Source organism: Reichenbachiella ulvae (genome assembly GCF_025833875.1).
GTDB lineage: Bacteria > Bacteroidota > Bacteroidia > Cytophagales > Cyclobacteriaceae > Reichenbachiella > Reichenbachiella ulvae.
This window is the reverse complement of the sequence record NZ_JAOYOD010000001.1, coordinates 237,366-261,858: the sequence shown is the minus strand read 5'-3', so window position 1 is coordinate 261,858 and position 24,493 is coordinate 237,366. Positions and strand designations below refer to the sequence as shown.

The 24,493-nt window shown below is 40.2% G+C and carries 15 protein-coding genes; 8 read left to right on the top strand and 7 right to left on the bottom strand.

Annotated features, from left to right (window positions below; genetic code table 11):
* The first annotated feature begins 17 nt into the window (after nucleotides 1-17).
* The 4 genes from N7U62_RS00905 to N7U62_RS00890 are packed head-to-tail and all read left to right on the top strand — an operon-like array spanning nucleotide 18 to nucleotide 2,985.
* Complete coding sequence (locus tag N7U62_RS00905; protein ID WP_264135990.1) at nucleotides 18-401, top strand: response regulator; 384 nt, start codon at nucleotides 18-20, stop codon at nucleotides 399-401.
* Between the two features lie 23 nt (nucleotides 402-424).
* The gene (locus tag N7U62_RS00900) at nucleotides 425-799 is read left to right on the top strand and encodes a response regulator (protein WP_264135989.1); all 375 of its coding nucleotides are present in this window, start codon (nucleotides 425-427) and stop codon (nucleotides 797-799) included.
* A 15-nt stretch (nucleotides 800-814) separates the two neighbouring features.
* Nucleotides 815-1,525, top strand: coding sequence for a sensor histidine kinase (locus tag N7U62_RS00895; RefSeq protein ID WP_264135988.1), 711 nt, complete (start codon nucleotides 815-817; stop codon nucleotides 1,523-1,525).
* A gap of 23 nt (nucleotides 1,526-1,548) precedes the next feature.
* A complete protein-coding gene (locus N7U62_RS00890; RefSeq protein WP_264135987.1) occupies nucleotides 1,549-2,985 on the top strand; it encodes a PAS domain-containing protein in 1,437 nt (478 codons plus the stop codon).
* On the opposite strand, the gene N7U62_RS00885 is transcribed toward N7U62_RS00890, so the two are convergent.
* The gene (locus tag N7U62_RS00885) at nucleotides 2,966-3,166 is read right to left on the bottom strand and encodes a hypothetical protein (RefSeq protein WP_264135986.1); all 201 of its coding nucleotides are present in this window, start codon (nucleotides 3,164-3,166) and stop codon (nucleotides 2,966-2,968) included. The two genes, N7U62_RS00890 and N7U62_RS00885, sit on opposite strands and share 20 nt — an antisense overlap.
* A gap of 201 nt (nucleotides 3,167-3,367) precedes the next feature.
* Here N7U62_RS00885 and N7U62_RS00880 point away from each other — a divergent pair, with 201 nt between their 5' ends.
* Entirely contained in the window at nucleotides 3,368-4,369 is a 1,002-nt protein-coding gene (locus N7U62_RS00880; protein ID WP_264135985.1) for a formylglycine-generating enzyme family protein, read from the top strand.
* A gap of 108 nt (nucleotides 4,370-4,477) precedes the next feature.
* Here N7U62_RS00880 and N7U62_RS00875 read toward each other — a convergent pair whose 3' ends face one another.
* The 6 genes from N7U62_RS00875 to N7U62_RS00850 all read right to left on the bottom strand — a co-directional run bounded on the left by N7U62_RS00875 (nucleotide 4,478) and on the right by N7U62_RS00850 (nucleotide 19,841).
* Nucleotides 4,478-7,786, bottom strand: coding sequence for a VCBS repeat-containing protein (locus N7U62_RS00875; protein WP_264135984.1), 3,309 nt, complete (start codon nucleotides 7,784-7,786; stop codon nucleotides 4,478-4,480).
* 127 nt (nucleotides 7,787-7,913) lie between these two features.
* Nucleotides 7,914-9,377, bottom strand: coding sequence for a RagB/SusD family nutrient uptake outer membrane protein (locus N7U62_RS00870; RefSeq protein WP_264135983.1), 1,464 nt, complete (start codon nucleotides 9,375-9,377; stop codon nucleotides 7,914-7,916).
* Between the two features lie 11 nt (nucleotides 9,378-9,388).
* Nucleotides 9,389-12,478: a SusC/RagA family TonB-linked outer membrane protein gene (locus N7U62_RS00865; protein WP_264135982.1), complete on the bottom strand. Its 3,090-nt coding sequence runs from the start codon at nucleotides 12,476-12,478 to the stop codon at nucleotides 9,389-9,391.
* Between the two features lie 94 nt (nucleotides 12,479-12,572).
* Nucleotides 12,573-15,206, bottom strand: a complete 2,634-nt coding sequence (locus N7U62_RS00860; protein ID WP_264135981.1) for a glycoside hydrolase family 3 protein — start codon at nucleotides 15,204-15,206, stop codon at nucleotides 12,573-12,575.
* A gap of 322 nt (nucleotides 15,207-15,528) precedes the next feature.
* Nucleotides 15,529-19,665 (bottom strand): two-component regulator propeller domain-containing protein, encoded by a 4,137-nt coding sequence (locus N7U62_RS00855; protein WP_264135980.1) that lies wholly within the window; start codon nucleotides 19,663-19,665, stop codon nucleotides 15,529-15,531.
* An 11-nt stretch (nucleotides 19,666-19,676) separates the two neighbouring features.
* Nucleotides 19,677-19,841 carry a hypothetical protein gene (locus tag N7U62_RS00850; RefSeq protein ID WP_264135979.1) on the bottom strand — a complete coding sequence of 55 codons (165 nt, stop codon included), beginning with the start codon at nucleotides 19,839-19,841 and terminating at the stop codon, nucleotides 19,677-19,679.
* Between the two features lie 91 nt (nucleotides 19,842-19,932).
* Here N7U62_RS00850 and N7U62_RS00845 point away from each other — a divergent pair, with 91 nt between their 5' ends.
* The 3 genes from N7U62_RS00845 (at nucleotide 19,933) to N7U62_RS00835 (ending at nucleotide 24,393) form a co-directional block, all read left to right on the top strand.
* Nucleotides 19,933-21,702: a DUF2341 domain-containing protein gene (locus tag N7U62_RS00845; protein WP_264135978.1), complete on the top strand. Its 1,770-nt coding sequence runs from the start codon at nucleotides 19,933-19,935 to the stop codon at nucleotides 21,700-21,702.
* 101 nt (nucleotides 21,703-21,803) lie between these two features.
* A complete protein-coding gene (locus tag N7U62_RS00840; protein ID WP_264135977.1) occupies nucleotides 21,804-23,636 on the top strand; it encodes a sensor histidine kinase in 1,833 nt (610 codons plus the stop codon).
* Nucleotides 23,637-23,649: 13 nt separating this feature from the next.
* Complete coding sequence (locus N7U62_RS00835; protein ID WP_264135976.1) at nucleotides 23,650-24,393, top strand: LytR/AlgR family response regulator transcription factor; 744 nt, start codon at nucleotides 23,650-23,652, stop codon at nucleotides 24,391-24,393.
* Nucleotides 24,394-24,493 lie beyond the last annotated feature (100 nt).

The following is a 24,493-nucleotide window of genomic DNA, read 5'->3' as shown; positions in this document are numbered from 1 at the left end:
ACTAACCATTATCAGTTATGAAAAGAGTATTAATAGTGGAAGATTCTCTGTACATGCGATCGCTCCTTCGTATCGAGCTCCGTAAGGCAGGGTATGAGATAGTAGGTGAAGCTGGCGATGGAATCACCGCTATTGAACTGGTCCACAAGTTGAACCCAGACATTGTAACCCTTGACAACATACTGCCAGATATGTTAGGAATTGAAGTATTGGAGTACATTCATTCTCACGGGTTAAACGCCGTTGTAATCATGGTAACAGCCATGAATCATGATCTACTGCACGAAAGAGCCGGTGCTCTCAATGCAGAAGGTTTTCTATCCAAACCATTTAAACCAGGTGCGGTCAAAGAAGTATTAGATGATGCCATAAAAAAGCATCATCTCTACCATAAATTTTAAACTCAACCCTATCAGCTAATAACATGACAGTATTAATTGTAGATGACTCAGTGTATATGAGAGCGGTAATTCGTACCGTATTAATCAAAGAAGGCCATAAGATAATTGGTGAAGCAAAAAACGGTGAACAAGCCATCGATATGGCCATTGAATTGGAGCCGGAATTAATTACATTAGATAATGTGCTTCCAGACATGCTAGGAATAGACATACTCAGATCTATCCAGGATGAGCACTTAAACTCTAAAGTAGTAATGGTGAGTGCCGTTGGAAATACCGAAATGAGGGAAAAAGCAAAATCGCTAGGAGCTCATGAATATGTGGTAAAACCATTTGAGCCAGGACAATTAGTAAAGGCTCTAAACACCATGATTACAAGGGTTGGAGCCTATGCATAAAACAAATCACCCAAGATGAACGAAACAGGAAATTTGAATAAAAACATGATTGACACCTCCAGTATTAACTGGGGGCATCTTGATAGTTATTGTAACACCCTGGTCAATCAAATTGGGTTTGATTGGGCCTGGATTGCATATCGACCATCAAATGACGATCCTCTTGATGCCGTTAGTCAGTCCTTAAACAAGGTTCATACAGGTATATCAGCTGACGAGCTATTGAAACTGGACAATATGGGACCATGTAGATCTGCACTGGAAAATCTGGAGTTGATTTCCTGTAGAAGCATCTCAAATTGTAGACATTTCCCTATCTGGAGTGACCAAATGAGCGAAGTAGGATTCTCCTCATATGCTTGTTTGCCTGTGAAACTAGATGATCATTCGGTGGTCGCGATCAACCTTTACAACCATCATAATGAAAACCATGATCATCTACTTTTTAAAGCCATTCAGGAACTATTCGAGCTATTTGGAAGTGACATTTCAATTTTGAGTTCGGAACCTTCCAACAGCCAAAATGAGCTGAAGGAAGTGGGCGACAGAATCCATGATGGTCTGTCACAGATGCTTACTGTGATTAGTATGAACCTGAGTCTACTGTCCAAGACTAAAGAAAAGCTAAATGACTCAGAACAATTGATTCTAGAAGAAACACTGGCCATGGCCAACGATGCGATCAAAGAATCCAGAGACATCTCTTATGGCCTGAGAAATATATAAGAAACATACCAACATTAACTGAAATGAAGCACTATAATAGCATACAAGAATGTATCCCTGAGTGGCTGGAAAAGTCACAAGGCACACTCATTATGGTGCTCAATAATGAAGGGAACATAGAATTTTTAAATCAGAACTTGTCTTCATTATTTCCTAGTCAAAGTACCCTACCCACACCAATCAATTCTTTGATTCAATATCCAAATATTGATGGGGGAAAAATGGTGAAGTTGATTAGAAAAAATGACTACCACTTGGTAATGGCACTTAATGTCGATTCTGAAACCGACAAAACACCAAGATGGAGCAAATGGGATTTTAGCGAAGTAGAAATTGATAACAAGCACTTACTCATAGGCATTGGCAAAGAGGTGAAATACTTCGATCTATTGGGTGGAAAAACAATCAGCACAAGTATATCTAACACTATTTCTGATAGTGCCATACTTTCGGTAGCAGATCAGCAAGGCTACATAATCATGGTGAACGACAACTTCTGTTCGTTTACTAAATACACCCGCGAGGAGTTAATTGGTCGCCGACATAGGGAGTTCATCTATGATTATCATTCAAAGGAGTTTTGGAAAAATATGCTTTACACCTTGAATGAGGGTAAAACCTGGCAAGATGATATCAAGGTTCAGGCTAAGGATGGTCAAATCTATTGGTTTCGCACTTTGGTAAGTCCTGTTTTCGACGAGTCTGGTAATCTATTTCAGATCCTTCATATTCAATTTGATATTACCAAACACAAATTGGCTGAAGCGGAAAAGCTACGCCTGCTCAGAAGATATGACAATATCACCTCTCACCTACCCGGGTTTGCCTATCAGTACAAGGTAAACCTTGACGGCATGCATTATTTCCCATTTGTAAGTGAAGGTATGTCTAAACTACTAGGACTGGTTCAAGAAGAGGTCAGATTGGATGCCCAACCGTTTTTTAATCAAATTCATGAAGATGACCTTCAGGAAGTAATTCAATCCAAAGAACAATCTGCTCAAAGCCTTGCACCCTGGAATGTTCATTTTCGCATGACCAACGCAGAAGGACAATCCATCTGGGTTCAAAATATTTCGACTCCCGAGCGCATGATTGATGGAGGTATCATGTGGCATGGCTTCTGCTATGACATCACCGAAATCAAAACCTCAGAAGAGACTTTGGCCATCCAGCAACAAAGACTGGCAGAAATCGCGTTTATTCAGTCTCACGAGTTTCGCAGACCGATTGCCAATATGTTAGGAATATTTGACATTATGCAAGTAGAGGCTGATATCAGCGAGTCTATTCCGACCAAATTAGGACACTGGCTCAATCTACTGCATGAATCTGTGAAAGAAACCGATGGTATCATCGCAAAAATCGTAACAAAGGCGGAAGAGGAAAGACTACTAAAATTAAAAGAGGAGAATGATTCTAAAGAGTCTATTACTCCTTCTACCGCTCCCAAATGCTAAAATCCTTGCCTTTGCCTCTGCCTATGAGCTCAGACATATTGTATTGCTCCAATGTGTGAATATCCTGAAGCACGAATTCATCATGCGAAATAATTTCCTTCACTCTGAATTCAAATACTTCGCCATAATTGGTCAAAATATATTCCTTGTGTGTTCTGATATTATTTAAAGCAATGCTCATATCAGCAAAGATGGAAAATACTATTGATTTCTTAAGTGATAAAACCAAGAGTTAGTGATATTGCAATAGAGATGTGAAATAAACATCGAAATCAAAATCATGAAATAATCCAATCAATCTCCCTCTTTCTTGTCAAGAAGTCGGGAAAATTCTAATTTGCACTAGCTCACCAGCTAACATCCAAAAACCTTATTGTTTTTCATGAAGTACTACGTTTTGTTGACTTTATTTTGGCTATTCAACAGCCACCTACTTAGTGCACAAAAACATCCAACAAGCGAAAAACCGGGATGCTGTGGGGTTAATACCAATAACCTTTATACTTATAACAAAGAAGATGAAGACAACTATCTTCTGATCTACGCAAGCAATCGAGCTTCCGAACAAGACCTTTTTTATGAGGGAAAATTTGATGTTTGGGAAGCAAATAAGGACAATCCCCTCATTAAACAAATATATCTTATTCCTACTGGCGCCCTTCCGATAGAAACAGGGCAGTTCCTTGATCAAACTGAAGTGACAAACATAGACTATCAGGAGTTTCTTTTTTATATCAAAAAAGATTCTGGTTTGTACAAAGACAAGGCTTATCAACCAGAACTAGAAAACAAATTCCGAATCAACTATTTTCAGAATCCTGAATTTTACTTCTATCCCGTAGTAGGCGTCAGGCATAAAAATGCCGAGGCATACTGCGAATGGCGCGCTCAGCAGCTCAATTTACTTTTAGTAGAAAAACTTCAATATGAGGTGAGAAAGTACATCTACCATGGAAGACTTCCTAACCTGGAAGAATGGAAAAAGGCGGCTGGCCATCCAGCTGCGTCTATTTCAGAAAAAACGTACAAACTGGACAAAAAGGCTTATGAATTTCTGGACTATGATATAGTTTCCAATCGTTTTGCCAAACCCTATATTTTCGAAAAAAGAAGCTACATTGGATACAACAAAAACTTAAAAGGTCCATCTGGAGATGAATTTGCACTAGAAGTTCCAGCCTACGTTTACAGTTTTGAACCTGACAGTAGGGGTTTTTACAATCTATATGGCAATGTCAAGGAAATCGTTCAGGAAGGATATGCTATTGGAGGCAGCTTTCAAACTCCTTTTAGCGCTGATGCACTCTTTGAAAAAGAAGAAGTTCACGCCTATCGGACTGATGTGGGATTCAGATGTTTGACAGAAGTCACGAGAAAAAAATAAACAGTCCCAAGAAATCAACTTTCACCCTCTTCGCAAAAAATAGATTTCTATAGGGACTGAGAATCACACTTATTACAAGCATTAATCTTTGTAGCATTTACAGCCACATTAGTTCTTGATAAAAAGGTCCAATTGATCATTATTATTTACAACTATTACCATTTGACCCTTCGGTGTATTGATAGAGGCTAAAGACTTGGAATCACCACTTGTCGCAAAACCAGAACTCTTATAAGCTAATGGGGTAAATGATCCAGCACCATCACCTTTCAACAGCATACCAACCGAGGCATCATTTCTTTTGGTCTCGACCTCAGATGCATACAAGTTGCCAGCCATGAGCAGATCCTTCTTTCCATCTCCATCATAATCATCACACAATATGGAATTGACTGATGACAACTGAACTTTGTCTGGTAAGAGGTGGGATTTAAAACCCTCCTCGCCTTCATTGCTCAGGTAGACCGAGGCAAAAGAAGGTACCTGATAGTGAATCCGAGCTGTTTTTAATTCCTTGTCATTGTAGATTTCTCCCAAGGAGGCCGAAGCAAAGCTGTTATAGTTTTCAAATTTCTTTTTAATTGCAGGAATCTGCTCGGAAGAACATTGACGCCCTCTTACTGGGAACTGGGTACCCTCACTGTAGTAACCTAAAACTATATCATGATGACCATTTTCATCAAAATCATCTGTATAGATATCAAAAGTCTCTTCCTCAGAGGCCTGATACTTATAATTGGTTCCCAAATTACCCGCTACTAAATCAACATCTCCGTCATCATCCATATCTTCAGCCAATATTGAGTAGAACCAGCCTAAAGCCTTAGGGTCTCCATATTTTTCAGTTTGATCAACAAACTGATCACCTTCCCTTTTCAGATAGGTCACTGGCATCCACTCTCCCACCAATACTATATCTTGCTGACCATCCTTATCAAAATCAACCCATACAAAATCAGTAACCAAACCTAGAGAAGTCAAATCAGAAGCCCACTCGGAAGTGACATCCGTAAATATCACTTGACCCGACTCGCTATCATTTCTTAGCAAAGTAGTTTTGGCAGGATCCGGATAGGTACGAGGCACTAATCTGCCCCCTACCAAAAGATCCAAATCTCCATCCTGATCAAAATCGAAAGGCTTCACTTTGGAACCAGAGACCGTCATGTTAGGAAGACCGTCATTTGATCGAACCCAATTACCATTAGCATCAGAAATATACAATCTATCCTGATACCATTCGCTTCCTTTTTCGTATTCATTGCCTCCACTGACGACATATAGATCCATGAAACCATCTCCATTGGCATCAAATATGAGCGCACCCATATCTTCATAAAGGCTGTCTTTTTCTATTGTAGGAACCGTTCGCTTTACAAATCCCCCATTACCATCTTGCACATAAATAGAACTTAAAAACCCGGCTGACCCTCCAATAAATAGATCATCCCAACCATCATTGTTTAAATCTCCTGTCGCCATGCAAGGGCCGAATTTAGAGTTGGCATGAGGCAATAAAACCTCAAACTGAAAATCATCAAACTGATTTTCTTTATGCTTGAAGTCCAAAATATCAGATTTCGTAAAAATCGGATTTGGTTTTGTACTCAACTTTTCAGAGGCTAATTGTGCCTCTTGATATTTCAATTTTATCAATTGATTAGCAGATACGTTTTCAAGTATGCTGACTTTTCCATCCAGCCAGGTTACCTCCACCTTGTCCACTTGCTGATTATCTCCAATCCCAAAATGAACCATTTGCTCAGAGGCAGATTGGAAGCCACGAGTCGCATGATTCTCAGCATATTGGATTTTATCATTTTGATAGAGCTTTACTTTAGCTCCTATTGCAGTTGGATTGCCTTTAGGACCCAATAGTTGTATTCTCAGATAATTCCCTTTAGCCCCTGAATTTTGATAGATGGATGCTGGGTCATCGATATTATTAACAACCAAATCCAAATCCCCATCATTGTCCAAATCAGCATAGGCAGAACCATTCGAATAGCCCTCAAAATCTAGACCGGCACGAGTAGCTACATCCTCGAAACGGAGTGAACCATTATTCAAGTAAGCATTATTCTTTATTTTAGAAGTGGGCATATTCAAGGTCATCTCCAATGGAGTTGGCTTTTTTTCATCTGGAAAGTATTTTTTCTCGAACTGATTGAAATAGTCTTTGTTATTGATGTCTCTTCTCGACCCATTGGTGATATGCAAATCCTTGTCACCATCATTGTCCATATCCAAAAACAAGGGTGACCAGCTCCAGTCTGTCAAAGCTGTTCCAGTCATTCTAGAAACGTCCCCAAATATCGGCAATCCATTGTCCATAATCCCATGGTTGAGCTGCAAGGCATTTTCCATGTATTGATAATGCAAGCCTTTGGCTATCATATCATGAAACTTAGGTGGATTCATGCTCGCCATATTGGCCTTGGATCTAAAATTGTCGGCAGGTGCCATATCCACCTGACAAATATCCAACAAACCATCATTGTTGAAATCAGCCACATCTACACCCATACCATAATAGGCCGTGTGTCTGGTTGTTTCTTTAATTTTTTCTAAGAATGTGCCATCTCCCTGATTAAAATAGAAAAAATCAGGTGAGGCAAAATCATTGGACACATAAATGTCCTGAAAACCATTTTGGTCAAAATCACCAATAGTTGCACTTAGTGACAAACTGTAACTTTGAACGCCTGCTTCCTCGGTAACATCGGTAAATTTTCCTCCATCGTTGCGGTAGAGGTGATTGCTTGTTTGATGTTTGGCAATCTTCATGTGGGTACTATAAACAAAATTAGGAGAGTCAAACTTGGTGGCTGGATAATTGGCCACATATAGATCAAGATCACCATCATTGTCATAGTCAAAGAATGTACCCTGAGTACTACGACCCGCATCGGCTATTCCGTAAGCCTCTGCCTGTTCGGTGAAAGTCATATCACCATTGTTGATGTAAAGTAGATTCTTGTTTGAAGCCCATTTGCCAGATACGGATACATAGATATCCATCCAACCATCACCATTGACATCTGCCATGGTAACTCCTGTATCCCATCGCTCATCACCTCCTACACCAGCCTGCTCAGTTATGTCTTCAAATTTCATTCCTCCCTTGTTGAGGTAGAGCTTATTATCGCCCATGTTCGCTGTGAAGTATAAATCCTGAAGCCCGTCGTTGTTGATATCGCCAATAGCTACACCACCACCCATATAGATATAGGGATAGGTAAAATAATTGACTTCTTCAGTTTCAGTCAGCAGATTGGTAAAATCAATTCCCGTTTTAACCGGAGGTAGCGAAAGGTATTGTGTTTCTGAATTAGAATCAGGCGATGTTTCTTTTTGACAAGATCCAAATAATACCACTAACAATGCACATAAAACCTTAAGTAATCCTTCTCTCATAACTAATACCTTCACATAACTAAACAAAGAATACTCCAATAAAAGCTGGAGTATTCTTCAAATCTCTAAAAATATTTTAACACAAAAAAGAGTGAAGGTTAGACCTTCACTCTTTTATTAATCTTTATTAATTATAACCAGGATTTTGATCAGCTTTTGTCAAATTGGCATTATTAATTATTTCTTGATTAGGAATTGGTATCAATTCACTAATTCCCTCTCTAAAACCAGTACCTGCATATTCTGTTGCAGCCATACCCCATCGTACGATATCATTGAATCTCACTTGCTCTCCAGCCAATTCGACACATCTTTCATGCACAATGGCATTAAAGATTTGCTGTTGGTTTCCTACTGGATAAGTAGCGTCCATTGCAGCAGTACCATAATTAGGCATGCCAACTCTGTCTCTTACTTGATTCAATAAAGCTATCGCTTCAGCAGAGTTACCTAACTCATTCTCAGCCTCAGCCTGCATCAACAATACATCAGCATATCTAATTACACGGAAATTAATTCCTGAAGCCATGTTTTCATTCTCCTGCTTGTAATAGTTTTGGTACTTTTTCCAAGCGGCAGTTCTACCTAAAGGAATTGCAACTGTCATGGTTCCATTATTAAAAGTTTCACCATTTGAATAAAAAGTAGATACATATCTAGGATCACCAGTTTCGAATTCGTTCAACAGCCAATCACTTGGATAAACATTGAACCAATCATTCCAGCCATATTCCTGACCTCTAACGCTGACTTCATTTATTCCATCACCTATAGAACCCCATTGATCCGCATTGCCAAATGTAGCCGAAAAACTTACTTCAAATATAGATTCATCATTGTACTCAGTCTCCTCCAAGTAGTTATCATAATGATCTGCTACCAAGCTATAGCCGGTTACATTCTCAAATGCATCTACTGCGGGTTGCCATTGTTCCGTATACAAATATGCTTTACCCAACAAAGCGTAAGCAGCTCCCTGAGTCGCGCGCCCAAGGTCTGTATTATCCTTAGTCGGTAACAAACCAGCTGCATCAGTCAAATCTGAAATAATTTGATCAAAAACTTGCGCAGCTGTAGATCTTGGCTCACCTTCTGAAGGCCCTAAATTAATCGGAACCCCACCAAATTTATTCACCAAAAGAAAATAGTAATAAGCACGCATAAATTTGGCCTCTCCTATTGCTCTATTCTTAGAAGCATCTGTTACATTTTCGAATTTGTCCTCGTTGTTTATAACAAAATTCGCCTTATTGATACCACGGTAACAATTGTCCCAATACATAAAAGTTGGACCATGATCTGCACTTAACGAATAAGTTGGGTAAATCGACTTATCAGCTTCTAGCTGCGGATTGCCTGTACATTCCTGAGACATGAGATCATTCATGAAAAACATGTGTCTATTGTACAATCCTCTTGTTTGAAGATTGGCATAAATAGCATCAACTGCAGATTGCAATTGCTCCTCTTTCTTAAAGAAAGTTTCATCTGTCAAATCGTTCGGATTTTTCAGCTGAAGATCATCAAAACTACAAGAGACATTGAAAATTGCTCCTGTGATTAGGATATATATATATTTTAAACTTTTCATATTAATTCAAATTAAAAGTGTAATTGAATACCGCCTATGAATGACTTTGGTAATGGATAATTACCTCTATCGACACCTAGTTCTTGAGCACTATTACCTCCCAGTGGAGAATAACCCACTTCAGGATCTAGTCCACTATAATCTGTGATTGTGATCAAGTTCTGTGCACTTACATAAATTCTGGCTTTAGAAAATATGCCATTGAACATCGTGTTTGGCAAAGTATATCCCAAAGTGATGTTCTTCAATCTAGTAAAAGAACCGTCTTCAATAAATCTAGTAGAAGGCACTAAGTTTTGTCCTTCAGCAGTCAAGCGTGGAACATCCGTATCTGTGTTTGTTGGTGTCCAAGCATTCAATGCATCAGGACTCGCATTAAAAAGTCTCTGAACTCCTGTCAAATCCCACACATTGGTGTTATATACTTCATTACCATACATACCATTGATGAAGATGTTAAAATCAAACCCTTTATAAAAAGCATCAATAGAGAGGCCCATATTCACATCAGGGATTGGATTACCAATTACCACTTGGTCATAGCTATCTATCACGCCATCAGGTGTACCATCAGGACCAGAAAGATCCTTGTATCTAATATCTCCAGGCATAGTAGCTCCACCAATTCCTGATTGATCTGGTGCATTTGTAACCTCGTCAGCAGATTGAAAAATACCATCAACCTCATAACCAAAGAAGTGATTAATGGATTCACCCTCCTTAATTCTTTGTAAGTTGGCTCCTTCAAAATTGGCTTGATACCTTTCTTGTCCACCAAAAGCGTTTACAACATTATTAGTCGTACTAACATTTAAATTAGCAGACCACTGGAAGTCTCCCTCACTATCGTTGTAACCCAAGTTGAATTCAAAACCATCTACTTGTACTTCTCCCGCATTTTTAGAAACGTCAGCAGAATGCGCTACAGTAGAAGGTGCGAAAGACTGAGTAACCAAAAGTCCATCACTCACATTGTTGTAATACTCAGCAGACAAAGTAACTTGATCATTGAATAGTCCTAAGTCAAGACCAAAATTAGTCATAGCTGTCTCTTCCCATCTCAATTCTGGATTGGCAACTGTTCCTGCAGTTGACCCAGCAGCAAGAAATTCTCCTCCCCCTTGATCTCTGAAAGTATAGTTGTAAGCTCCACTTACAATCGTAGCTGCATATTGATAGTTGGGAATCCTATCATTACCAACTGTACCATAACTAGCTCTAAATTTCAAGTTACTGATCGCATCAACATCTGGAAAGAAAGCTTCCTCAGAAACTACCCATCCCCCAGCAACAGAGTAAAAGGCACCCCATTTGTCGTCAGGACCCAATCTTGATGAACCATCAAATCGGTAAGATCCAGCTAGTAGGTATTTACCTAAATAGTCATAGTTCAATCTACCCAAGAAGCCATACTTATTATACTCAGATGTATTTGAACTGATGTTTTGATCATTATTTGACAACTCCTTGATATCATCAGTAATAGAATTGGTACTATAAGTATTCAATCTTGTATTTTTTTCCGCGATTTTTTCAGCTACCCCGAGTGCCGATACAGTATGGTTACCGAAAGATTTTGTATAATTCAGCGAACCAGAAAGCATTACTCGACTAGTCTCACCAGAATACCTTTCATTGATAGCAAAGGCCTGTGCGTTTGATCCAGTAAAATAAGAAGGCGTGTGATAAGCATTAATGAAAGAAAAATAATCTAACCCTACTTGGCCTTTCAATGTAAGACCTTCTATCAATTCCACTTCACCATAAAAATTACCAACAATATTGGTTCTTTTTTGATTCCTCTCTGGATTATTCAAAACCCTAACCGGGTTAGCCGCGTCTTGACCATCTAGTGGACTATCCGTACCTTGGTATCCACCCAGATTGTTTTCGTTATAAACATCAAAATAAGGAGGCATTTTAATCGCATGCTCTAAAGCAGAACGACCACCATCGTTATTTTCTGGAAGTGTTTCTGTAAAAGCCACCTGTAGTGATTCTCCAAACTTGAACTTCCCTAAACGATAATTACTGTTGGCTCTGAAATTGAAACGATCTGAACCCGTGTTCAAAAGCACACCTTCTTGATCGATATAGCCTGCACCAATACGAAAATCTGCAGATTCAGAACCACCAGAAATGGCAAGGTTATAACTTTGCATAGTACCAGTTTGATAAATTTCATCTTGCCAATCAGTGTCATGATTTATCAAATCCGCATACTGAGGATCATCAACTCTTCCAGATCCAGCTCCCCACATATCCATGTACTGCAGGTATTCTTCTTTATTCATCAAGTCATAACGATTGGTTACTTTTTGAATACCAGAATAAGCATCAAACTCAACCCGTGTTTTACCAGCTACACCTCTTTTAGTGGTAACCATAATCACACCGTTTGCACCTAATGCACCGAAAATCGATGTAGTAGAAGCATCTTTTAATACGTTAATAGATTCGATATCATTAGGATTAATATCTGCTAATCCACCGACTATCACTCCGTCAACTACAACCAATGGTGCATTGTCACCTGTTGTTCCCAATCCACGAATCTGAACTCTTGGACTCGTACCAGGAGCACCAGCACTAGTTACAGTTACACCAGGTACTCTTCCCTGAAGTGCTTGATCTGCAGATAGAACAGGAACCTGAGTAATTTTTTCTGATTCTACAGTAGCAATCGCACCAGTAACTTTAGCACGCTCCTGCGTACCGTATCCAACCACCACAACTTCCTCTAATGATTGAACATCTAAATCCAAAGAAACATCGATAGTTGATCGTCCAGCTACCTGCACCTCTGTAGTGACATATCCAATAAAGCTAAAAACCAAAGTTCCAGCTTCGTCAACATTGATGGAATAATTGCCGTCCAAATCAGATACTGTACCAGTACTTGTTCCTTTCACTAGCACATTTACACCTGGCAAAGGTGACCCATCTGTCTGATCAGTAATTGTCCCACTGACCGTAACATCAGCTGATGCGGCATTTGCCGTCCAGGCAGTAGCCTGAAGACAAAACATCACCAGCAAACATTGCATCAAAACAACGGAGAAGGATTTCCTTCCGGTCGTCTCTAGTAATCGTTTTTTCATAATAGTTTGTATTTAGTTATATAAAATAGTAATCGAATTCATCCGAATTCGGTGAAAACGGCAGGAACCATTGCGACTGGTTCCTGCCCTCTTTCTATTTGATTTCTACATCCATAGTGACTACTGAGGTAGTCGCTGCATCAGCCAAACCTTCCATTCCTGGCTGCTTTCCTCCAACACTCAATCGAAGGCGAGTTGATTCCTTGATTCTCTTTCCATCTTCATCGATATCTGCATATCGTTCGGCAGGTATTTCGAAGCTTACCTCCTTGCTTTCTCCCGCACCTAAGTGGACTCTTTCGAAGGCCACCAATGTTCTAATTGCGGCATCTGGATTGTTCTCTTTGTGCGAGACATAAACCTGAACCACTTCGTCACCAGCCATAGCTCCTGTATTGCTCAATGTGGCGCTGACAGTCATATTTTCACCCGCCGAAGTTTCAGAAACCTTCACATCTTCATAGCTAAAGCTGCTATAGCTAAGCCCATGACCGAATGGAAACAGTGGCGTCCCCTCAAAATACTTATAGGTTCGGTTGCTCATATCATATGATTTGAAGTCAGGAAGATCATCTACAGATTGATAAAAGGTAACAGGCAGCTTCCCTCCAGGGTTGTAGTCACCAAAGAGCACATCTGCAATGGCCTCACCTCCAAATTCCCCAGGATACCAGGCTTCCAAAATAGCTGGAACTTTTGCAGCCGCTTCATTCACCGCTACAGCACTACCATTCATCAATACCACTATGGTTGGTTTACCGATCTGAACGATTTCATTGAGCAGTTTTCTTTGCGCCGCAGGTAGTACGATGTCCGATCTATCACCAGAATCAAATCCTTCCAGTACTACAGGCATTTCCTCTCCTTCGATATCTGGTGTCAGTCCCAGACACAATACCACGACATCTGATTCGCTGGCTATTTGCTTAGCTGGAGTCAAAAGATCTTCATCCAGCTTGGCCCAAAGCAGCTGTGCCTGTGGATCTGTATGAAAATTGTAATAGTCGATCTGAATCTCATAAGCCTGACCTTCTTTCAAATCCATATCATAATATTTCATTACAGGCTTGTGGTCATCATTGAAGTCGATCTTCTTCTCTCCATCTATGAATACCTTGGCATTGTTGCATGCACGGAAACCGATACGGTATTTGGCTGATTCAGGGGCTATCAATTTCCCACTCCATCGCACAGTAAATGTGTCGGAAACCATTTCCTTGATCGGTTTCTCTTTCATCCAAACAAAATCAATTTGCTCATCCACTCGACTGATTGAAGGTTTACCTTCCCAGTTGGCATTAGGAAAATATTCTGCTGATAGGCCTTTCTTTCCGTTGGACTGTAAATTCTCTGCGGGGATTAAAGACAACAATGGCCAGCCCGTAGCAACATCCGAACCTTTAGCGTATCGCACTTCTGCGTTGGGCAACTTAGCCTTGATTCCCGCATATGGGGTGATTTGATTATTAGGCGTGCCGTGATAGTTGCCCAAAAGGGATTGCTTGTCATTGGCATTAGGTCCTATAACCGCCACACTTTTCAATTCCTTGCTTAACGGCAGTACGTTGCCCTCATTCTTCAGCAACACCATCGATTCCAAAGCCGCTTGCCTCGACAATCCTAAATGTTTTTCGCTGGCCACTACACTATATGGAATCTCCGAAAAGGGAACAAGTGACTCATCGTCAAACATTCCTAATCTGAATCTAGCAGTCATCAATCGAATCAAAGCTTGATCCACCTCTTCTTCATCAATCAATTCTTTCAAAACAGCTTCACTGAGATTAGGATCGAAAGTATCACCACAGTTCAAATCTGTTCCAGACTTTACCGCCAATGCAGATGCTTTAGGAGCTGTAGCCGACACACCATGTCTCCCTTCCATATAAAAGTCATTGATCGCCCAGCAATCAGAAACCACATAACCATCAAATCCCCATTCGTTTTTAAGGATATTAGTCAGTAGCAAATTGCTACCGCAGCAGGCCTCATCTCTGTAGCGGTTATAAGCACACATCACAGACTGCACATTGGCTTCTTTGATGGCTGCTTTAAATGCTGGTAAATAAGTTTCGTGGAGATCTTTGTCAGAGGTCTGATAGTTGTCCTCATGTCTGGAACGCTCTGGACCACTGTGTACAGCAAAATGCTTGGCAGTAGCTACGAGTTTCAAATATTTGGGATCATCTCCTTGCAACCCTTTGATGAATTCCACTCCCATACTACTGGTAAGGAACGGATCTTCACCATAGGTCTCCTGACCTCTACCCCATCTCGGATCTCTAAAGATATTGATATTGGGAGTCCAAAAAGTCAGCCCTTGATAAATCCCTCTTTTGTCTTCTTTGACAAAGCGATGATGCTTGGCCCTGGCTTCATCTGAAATGGCGGTAGCTACTTCGGACATCAAGTTGGTATCCCAGGTAGCCCCCATGCCAATGGCCTGTGGAAAAACTGTGGCTTCTCCCGCCCTGCCTACTCCGTGCAAGCATTCGTTCCACCAATTGTATCTTGGTATTCCTAATCTTGGTACCGCTGGCGCATCATAGCGCATCTGCGATACTTTCTCTTGCAGGGTCATTTGTGCAACTAGATCTGTTGCTCTTTCTTCTGCACTGAGTTCAGTGTTTTGATAGTCGTTTGGTTTCGATACAGTAGTGCATCGAATCATTGTGTAAGTAAGTACCAATACCAAGGTACTTAGGCGCAATTGCGTCTTCCAATTCATGCTTTAATCTTTTGTTAAATACGTTGTTCAGCTACAAGAATGACAAGAGGAGCATGAAGAGAATCACTAAAGCAGATAGCAACAAGCCATCTATCAAAAGTTCCTTTCCTCGCTTTTTATTCATCTTAATCATGCTTGTATGAAGGGATTAGTTTTTAGACTCCCACCTTACAATGATGAATAGATTATATCAGGAAGAATATCTCATCTGAAGCATGTACCATCATTTTTATTGCATTATGGCAGCTTGGAATAGATGACGCAACATTTGTATCAGAGCGCACAACATTTGTTATAAAGCAAGAAATAGTAGCAAGGGTATTTACACACCCTTGACTGGGGTATCCTTAGGGACATATCCAAAATGCTCCTTGAAACACTTGGTAAAGTAGGACGGTGAGGAGAAGCCGACCTGATAGCTGACCTCTGCTATGTTCAAATTACCCGCTTCTATGATTTTCCTGGCTTGCTCCAGACGAATATTACGGGTAAACTCATTAACAGAACTGCCGGTTAGCGCTTTCACCTTTCTGTACAATTGACTTCTGCTTAAGTTCAATTCTGAAGCAAGGGATTCAACACTTAGATCAGGCTTAGTAATATTCTCCATTACATAGCTCATCAACTTCTGTACAAAATCACGATCCAAGGAAGAGCTTTGATTGAGCACCTCTTCATCCCGAGCAATTCCTTTAAAATACTTTCTAAACAAAAGTTCACGGCTCTGGATCAATTGAGCGAGCTGACTTACCACCAGACGCATATCGAAAGGCTTGCTAATGTATGCATCCGCACCCTTTTCAATTCCCTCTAATTGATCATCCAAAGTGCTTTTAGCTGTCAACATCAGTATTGGGATGTGAGAGGTTTTGATATCTGATTTAATTCTTTCACAGAGTTCCACTCCATTCAACTCGGGCATTACCACATCTGTAACCATAGCATCCGGGCTTTCGCTCTGAGCCATTTCCCAGCCTTCTGCTCCATCTCGAGCCAGAACTACTCGATAGTGCTTTGACAATTCGCTTTTGAGATATTTACGAAGCTCTAGATTATCCTCTACGATCAGTATCGTCTTTTTCTTGCCATGAGCAATAACATCTTGCTCTTCCAATTCCTTGATTGATTCCACAGGCACGAAAGTCTCAGGTTGAGCCACCAATTTTTCATTTTCCTCCAGGTGATCATCTCCTAACCTCAGAAAAAGTTCAAAGGACGTTCCTTTACCTACTTGACTTTTCACCTTTATATCTCCTTTGTTTAGAGAAATAAAATCTTTCACCACTTCCAGCCCGATACCCGTTCCGCCGAAATAGTCTTTATTCTTTTTATCTACCTGATAGAATCTTTCGAAAATCTTCTCCAATTGATCAGATTCTAAACCAGGCCCTGTATCACTGATGGTTATTTTCAGACTATTCCATGCTTCAGTATCTGTATAATTGTGCATTTCAACCGAGGTGTACATTTTGATACTACCATTTTGAGGTGTAACCTTAAATGCATTAGAAAGCAGATTGAATACAATTTTTTCCAACATGCCTTTGTCCACCCATACCATCTGGTCGGTAGGGTTAGGGATCACATCCAGATCAATCGAATTGGATTCAGCTTCCTCCTCAAAATATTGACAGACAGACCTCAAGAATGGTTCGATCTCCAGGCACTGTGCATGCACGGGCAATTTGTGAAATTTCAATTTCCTAAAGTCCATCAGCTCATCTATCAGTCGCTGGAGTCTATCAGAGTTCTTATACATCACCTGAAGCTTTTCGGTGACTCGACTGGGAAGAGTCAATGAAGAATCGTTCAATACATCCTTCAAGGGATTCAAAATTAGGGTCAATGGCGTCCTGAATTCATGAGATATATTGGTAAAAAACTGTAACTTTTTGTCATTCAGTTCCTCTTCTTGTTTTCTATTCTCAATTTCTGTCAGGTAGGCTTGTTTGTCCCTTACCCTGACCTGGACAATCTTAAAGAAAACATAGAGCAGTCCCAGAAAAGAAATGGAATAGACCAAAAGCGCCCATCTAGATCGATACCATGGAGGCAAAATAGTAATCCGCAATTCCCTCACCTCATCACTCCACACACCGTCATTGTTGGCTGCTTTTACTTTAAAGACATAATCGCCACTTTTCAAACTGGTGTAAGTTGCCGACCGGGTATTTCCTACATAGTTCCAATCCGTTTCCAAACCCTCTAGATAAAAGGCATATTCGTTTTCTTCGGGCCGAGTATAATTGAGCCCAACGAATTGAATTGTAAAAACGGATTGTTCGTGATTCAATGTCAAAGCCGAAGTTTCTAACAGAGGAGTTTCTAGAATACCACTTTCATCGTTGGGCTGGACTAGTTCGTTGAACACACGCAATTCGGTAAAAAACACTTGGGGTTTGACCTGATTGGTCTTCAAGCTATTAGGATGAAAAAAATCCACCCCTAAGAAATCCCCAAAAAACAACTGCCCCTTTTTATTTTTATAGGCCGCATTGTAATTGAATGCATTGGAAAGTAACCCGTCATGTGTGGAGAAGTGATCGATACGTCCATTCTCTAAATCCAAGGAAGCTATTCCAGATTTACTACTGAGCCAGATTTTCCCTTGATCATCTTCCAGTATGGCACAGACGGTTTCCATATCCAGACCATTCTGCACATTATACCAAAAGAAATGATTGTCATTCTCGTTGTATTGACACAAACCTGCTCCATCCGTCCCAATCCATATATTGTCTTTACTATCTTCCTCAATTGACAAAATATGATTAACGCTCGAATGCTCTCCCATGGATTCAGACATCTGATCCGAAAATGAATGTAATTCAAGCTCCCCATTCCTGTTTCGGTCAATCCTAAACAGCCCTAGTGTGGCTCCAACCCAAATTCTATCCTTTGAATCAACATATACCCTGCGAATGTCCATATTGTTGATGCCAGCCAGACGGAATTCACCCTTGTCGTATGATTTGAATTCATGAGTCTTAGGGTTGTAAGACAGTAGACCATTGCTGAAGGATCCCATCCAAATCACACCATGCGAATCTTCGGCAATAGACAAGATTCTGTTGGACTTTAAAGCTCCAGAGGTATTCTCTACCGTATAATTCTTGAAATGCTTTGATCCCTTGGGTAAGAAATACAATCCGCCGTCCCAACTGCCGGCCCAAAGGTTTTGCTCAGCATCAAAAAAAACCGTCTGAATGGCCTTATTAGTCAATCCAGTGTACCCAGACTCCTCATCTATGGTATGAGTGAATTTTTTAGTCTGATCGTTATAGATATCAATCCCACCGCCATCCATACTAATCCAGTACCTACCTTTTTCATCTTGAGTCAAATCTGTGACTGAGGCCACCTGTAGCGAATTGAGATTATTAGCCTGACTGAGTAAGTGGTCGAACTTGTCGAACAAGGGGTCATAAACTCCTACCCCTTTATCATAATAACCCAACCAAATTCGTTCATCTCTATCCTTGAATAAAGACCATATGGAATTGGCCTTAATATGTTCCCCTTCAAACTTATCATAGTAGTAATTCTGTAGAACCTTTCCATTTTTGTCCAGTAAAAACAACCCATCATTTTCCGTCCCCAATAGCATATTACCGTATTGAGTTTCTTGCATCGACAAGATACGTTTCTCTGTAATAGGGTAATTATTGAGTGTCCAGCTATTGAATTTTCTACTTTTCCTTTGTCTCAAATGATAAACGCCATTCATTCTTGAGCCAATCCACAAATTTTCATCGGAATCCAAATACATAAACTCCAGCATCGGATCCAGGCCGAAGTATTTTTCTCCATCGAAAAGTTTAGCCTCCACGATTTGCTGTCTCCCTTTCCCAAGTTCTAACAAGCCATAGTTACTTGCCATCAATATCGTCTGATCAGGCATCAGGACAATGTCCCTAATGAAGAGCGGGTCCTCTTTGAGGCCTAAGAATGGAATATGCTTTACAATTTGGCTCTGTCTTTCATATAAAAACAATCCATCCTGACTAGATGCGAAAAGTAAGTTACCAGTGTAATCTTCCTCCATGGCCAGGATGGTAAGCTGCCTGCTAGCACTCTTTCCTAAAATTTCAATCCTCTGAAAATTATCTTCGGAAGAATTGTAATAACAGGCGCCATTGTCGGTCACCACCCATAGCAAATCCTGGCTATCTCTGAAGATTTCATAAACAACATTGCTACTGATAGTGGTTGAATCGTTCCAATCGTACTTATAGACCTTGTATTCTAATCCGTCGTAGCGATAGAGTCCTGCCCCAAATGTTGCGATCCAAATGAACCCTTCTTCATCTTGCGAAAAGGCTGTTACTGCTCTTTTTGTAATCCCCTCATGAATATTAGTAAAGGTAAATTCTTCGGATACTGGATCTGAAAAAGTCGGTAAACTTGTGCACAGCACCCCAATTCCCCATAGTAATCTTAATGCGATAGTCTTTTTCACACCTTTTTCTCTTAGTCTGCTCCCTCAATATAATCAATAGCAAATGAATCAATCAAGGTCAATTCACCTATAACATGCGTTGCACAAAATATAAAAATTGAAGCAGGTGGTTTTGAAATAGGTATCTCTGATGAAAGTCTTAAAAATCTAAAGTACTGATTATTAAACTTTTTCATTACTTTTAATGATTGTACGGGTCGAGTCCTGTCAATTTCACCAGCGAACGGAAAGATTTAAACTTTTAGTCCTTTACCAAATCTAGGACTTATGAATTTGAGAATCTTCGCTCTCTCCTTTTTACTATTGTTTTCATCCCTTGCGGTTTTGGGTCAGACTTTATCGAGTTTGTATAATCACAATGTTACCATCACAGTTGATAAGAACATGGTTTCTGGTAGTTCTGACTTAACTAATTTCCCTTTACTAGTATCTTTAGAAGGTGTCGAAGATATGATTTCGGATCCTGACGGGATCTCAGATACCAATTCAGACGGAGAAATATTATCAAATGGATTTGATATCGTTTTTGCACCAAGCCCTAGTTCTGTAGTAGCAGATGTTTATAGTCATTATCTAGAATCATATGATGGAGTCAATGGTGACGTGATCATTTGGGTTAAGGTAGACTTAAGTGCTACTGTCAATACGGAGATTGAAATGTTCTATGGTCGATCAGGAGAAACGGATCAAAGTAATGGTACAGTATGGACTGACGCCAACTTCATTGGTGTTTGGCAACTTTCAGAAACTCCTGGTGCTAGTGCTATTGTAGACGCCACTGGTAACTCTTTGAATGGAACCGCAAACAACATGGATGCTACTAACATCGTAAGTTCGGTTGTGGGCAATGGTTATTCTTTTGATGGAACCACTGAATACATCACTGTACCAGATAACACTACTATTGAACCCGCTAACTCCTTCACAATTTCATGTTGGTTTCAAACCTCAGGAACGCAGAATGCCTACGCAAAAATGTTTTCGAAAGGTCGATTAAATGCTCCCTATGCCTCGTATACTCTCGAAATGCGACCCAATGGAGGTGGAACTAATAATGATGAAGAAATCGGTTTCCAAACAGGAAGAACTAATGGCAATTATGTTTTAACAGATACGAATGGTAATGGTGAAATTGATATTACTTCTGGCAACTGGAATTATTTTGTTGGCGTAATTGAAGAATCAGGTGAGAACTATACCCAGACAACCTATCTGAATGGTGAATTGATCACTTCTTCTACCGAGCAAAGCACATCACCCATCGACTATTACACAGCTGGGGGAGATTATGACCTGACTATTGGAGGCATTGATGACGGAGGGTTAAACAATGCCTTTACAGGAATAATAGATGAATTAAGAATAGCCAATGTTGTCAGGACCCAGGACTACATTAAAACCGAGCTTCGTAATACGGCATGTGTTTCCAACTACATGACCATAGAGACACTAGGTGGGCTAAGTTGTACAGACGCCAGCCTTCCTGTTGAGTTTTTCGATGTACAAGCCAGAAGGGTGAATAATGAGGTAATCATTAGCTGGAGCACCGCTATGGAAGAAAATAACGACTACTTCACAATTGAAAAATCATTGGACAACTCTCATTATGAGGCCATCGCAACTATAGATGGAGCGGGTCAGAGCAGTGATATATTGGATTACCAATTTACTGATCCCCATTCACCTGAGGGGTTGATTTACTATCGAATCAAGCAAACGGACTATGATGGAAGCTCTGCCTATTCCAAAATCATGAAGGTGACCGGACAGTTCCAGAATGGTTCTACTCTGAGTATTTATCCAAATCCGGCGCTCTCTAGTCAAGTCATAAAATTCTCCTTATCCGATCTGAACACTGAGCAAATAGAACTATCATTGACAAGTATTTCAGGGCAGATTGTTTATTCTGAAACTATTCAGAACACTAAAAGAAATTTAGTGCATGAAATAAAAACAAATCACCTCCCAACTGGGACCTACATTTTATCTGTAGTTAGTCAACATCAATCTTTCGGCGAAAAGGTGATTATTCAATAAACCTATTAATTAACATAATTAGTACAATAAAGTTCAAAAATCAATTCTTCACCATCTAGAAACCACATTTTATTAGATTCGCCTAGTGATTAGATGTAATAATGGCTCATCCTAATATGATCAAAGCGAAATACTTCACAGTTCTCTGCATATTCTTAAACATTTCGATCTTACAGGCGCAAGAAGAAAGCTCCCATTTGGACTCATTGATTATGGAGTTGAAAAGTGAGTATAAAAGCACCAGCTCTGCTAGCAACCAATCAGCTATAGCGATGAAGCTTTCGGAGACTTTATTACAGTCTAATCAAGCTATAGAGGCCGAACCATGGATTGATATTGCCATAAATCATTTTGCCCAACACAACATAAACGACCAACTATCAGAAGCCTATTTCATCAAAGGACGAGTCATTTTCAACATAGACCCCAATCGATCTGATGAAGCACTCAACTACTATTACAAAAGCATTGAGACCGGTAGTGAAAAATCTAAAAGCCAATACAGAACCTACGGTAGCATCGCTAGAATCCTTCAGAACAATCGTGATCTAGAAAATTCACTCAAGTACCACAAGCTATCCATGAATGGAGCTTTAGAATATCAGGATTGGTCAAGTTACATTCGTGCTTGTGTCAACTTATGTATACTTTACAATGGAAAAACCACTTTAAACCTAGACTCTTCAGTTCACTATGGCCTGAAGGGGCTGAACCTTGCTAGAGAAAAAGAACTGGACTACTACGCAGCTGTTGCGCACAATGTAGTAACTGCCCCCATCATCAGAAAGGGAAACTATAGCGAAGGTTTAAAAATGGCTTACGAAAACCTAAAACTGGCAAAAAAATACCCTTTGCATCCCGTCACCGAGTTTATACAACACATCAATCTAGGTTTTGCCTATATAGGTCTGGAAAAATTGGATTCTGCACAAATGATGGCAGACAAGGCTCAGAAACTTAATCCCGAGTCTGCTGAAAATGCGAGACTAAACTATGAAATCAAAAAAGCCAAAGGAAATTTCAAAGCTGCTTTAGAACATTTAGAAAGATACAAACACCAACATGATTCGGTATTAGAGGCCAACTTCAACCACAAATTTTCTGAAAACCAATCTCGCCTGGAAGCCAACCAAAAAACTCAGGAGGTCAAATTACTCGAAAAGGAAGCCGACATCTCAAAACTCCAATTAAGACAGCAACGAATCTTAATCCTCGCACTCGGCTTATTCCTGTTTTTGGCCATAGGCTTGGGGATTCTATACACCAGACAACAAAAGCTCAAGAAAGAAAAAAGTCTGTCCGACATGGAACAGCGCCTATTGCGGTCTCAAATGAATCCACACTTCATCTTCAACTCCATGACTGCCATACAACACTACATGATGACGAAAGGAGCCGAAGAAGCCAGCCATTATATGGGAACATTTAGTAGACTAATGCGCCAAATATTAGATCATTCGCGTCAAGAGTTCATCAGCTTGGGTGAAGAGATAGAAACCCTCAGGAATTACATGGAGCTTCAGCAAATGCGTTTTGACAACCAGTTCGACTATGAGATAGAATTAGACGAAGAACTGGACGAGGATTACCACCACCTCCCTCCCATGTTTGCCCAACCCTTTATCGAAAATGCCCTGGAACATGGACTATTCAAAAAAGACAGAGAAAACAAAATCAATATTAGCTTCAAAGCAAAAGGAAGTGAACAAATCGCACTAGAAATCAACGATACGGGCACGGGTCTTATTGAGAGTAGTCAATCCAATCACAAATCCTTGGCCACCCGGATTACCCAGGAACGTCTTGCGATTTTCAAACGAACCTTAAAAGCCCAATCTGAACTTTTACTCAAAAACAATTTTGATGCTGAAGGGAATATTCAAGGCTTGCGTGTAAATTTAACTCTTCCAACTAAAGTCATTTTACCAGCATAGTCGAAAGAGTAGTATGAAAATTTTCATTCTGGATGATGAAAAAAATGCCAGAGAAACCGTAAAAGCCTACCTAAAAAAAAGTGATCAGGACATAACTGTCATTGAAGAGGCCTCCTCGATAGAAGAAGCCATAGAAAAACTTTCAACTTTCAAACCTGATTTGGCTTTTCTGGACATCAACTTACCTGATGGCCTTAGTTTCGATCTATTGGCACGACTGGGATTGGACCAAATAGATTTCAAAATCATTTTCATCTCCGCATATGACAATTATGCGATCAAAGCCTTCAAGTTCAATGCGATTGATTACATACTAAAACCTGTAGATCCTCAAGAGCTCAAATTGGCATTAGACAGGGCCATACAAGCCGATCAATCAAAGGTTCAACTTCAAAACCTCAGCGAGGATTTCTCAAATGAGGCAAAATCGCTCAACAGACTCGTACTCAAAGACCAACATAGCATCCAAATAGTCAACATTGCTGACATAGTACGCTGTCAGTCGGAAAACAACTACACCTTATTCAATTTTGTTGATGGTAACCAGACCCTAATCACTCGTACTCTGAAAGAATACGAGGAGATGCTAAAAGGAAAATTGTTTTTTCGACCTCACAAATCTCACCTCATTAACCTGCGTCACCTAAAAAAATTTGACAAAAGCGATGGAGGCACTATAGAAATGACAGACGGGAGTACCGTACCTCTGTCGCGATTCAAGAAGGACATCTTCCTTCAAGTATTGGATCAATTGTAGCAGAAAGAGTAACACGCTGCACTTCCCTAGAAAGAATACGCACTTCCCTAGAACTCCCCTACCAAATAGTCAACCCTGCTCTACTTTCGAGATGATCTAA

Coding starts and splice junctions, on each gene's coding strand:
- N7U62_RS00905 (WP_264135990.1), top strand. CDS start 18: ATGAAAAGAGTATTAATAGTGGAAGATTCTCTGTACATGCGATCGCTC.
- N7U62_RS00900 (WP_264135989.1), top strand. CDS start 425: ATGACAGTATTAATTGTAGATGACTCAGTGTATATGAGAGCGGTAATT.
- N7U62_RS00895 (WP_264135988.1), top strand. CDS start 815: ATGAACGAAACAGGAAATTTGAATAAAAACATGATTGACACCTCCAGT.
- N7U62_RS00890 (WP_264135987.1), top strand. CDS start 1,549: ATGAAGCACTATAATAGCATACAAGAATGTATCCCTGAGTGGCTGGAA.
- N7U62_RS00885 (WP_264135986.1), bottom strand. CDS start 3,166: ATGAGCATTGCTTTAAATAATATCAGAACACACAAGGAATATATTTTG.
- N7U62_RS00880 (WP_264135985.1), top strand. CDS start 3,368: ATGAAGTACTACGTTTTGTTGACTTTATTTTGGCTATTCAACAGCCAC.
- N7U62_RS00875 (WP_264135984.1), bottom strand. CDS start 7,786: ATGAGAGAAGGATTACTTAAGGTTTTATGTGCATTGTTAGTGGTATTA.
- N7U62_RS00870 (WP_264135983.1), bottom strand. CDS start 9,377: ATGAAAAGTTTAAAATATATATATATCCTAATCACAGGAGCAATTTTC.
- N7U62_RS00865 (WP_264135982.1), bottom strand. CDS start 12,478: ATGAAAAAACGATTACTAGAGACGACCGGAAGGAAATCCTTCTCCGTT.
- N7U62_RS00860 (WP_264135981.1), bottom strand. CDS start 15,206: ATGAATTGGAAGACGCAATTGCGCCTAAGTACCTTGGTATTGGTACTT.
- N7U62_RS00850 (WP_264135979.1), bottom strand. CDS start 19,841: ATGAAAAAGTTTAATAATCAGTACTTTAGATTTTTAAGACTTTCATCA.
- N7U62_RS00845 (WP_264135978.1), top strand. CDS start 19,933: ATGAATTTGAGAATCTTCGCTCTCTCCTTTTTACTATTGTTTTCATCC.
- N7U62_RS00840 (WP_264135977.1), top strand. CDS start 21,804: ATGGCTCATCCTAATATGATCAAAGCGAAATACTTCACAGTTCTCTGC.
- N7U62_RS00835 (WP_264135976.1), top strand. CDS start 23,650: ATGAAAATTTTCATTCTGGATGATGAAAAAAATGCCAGAGAAACCGTA.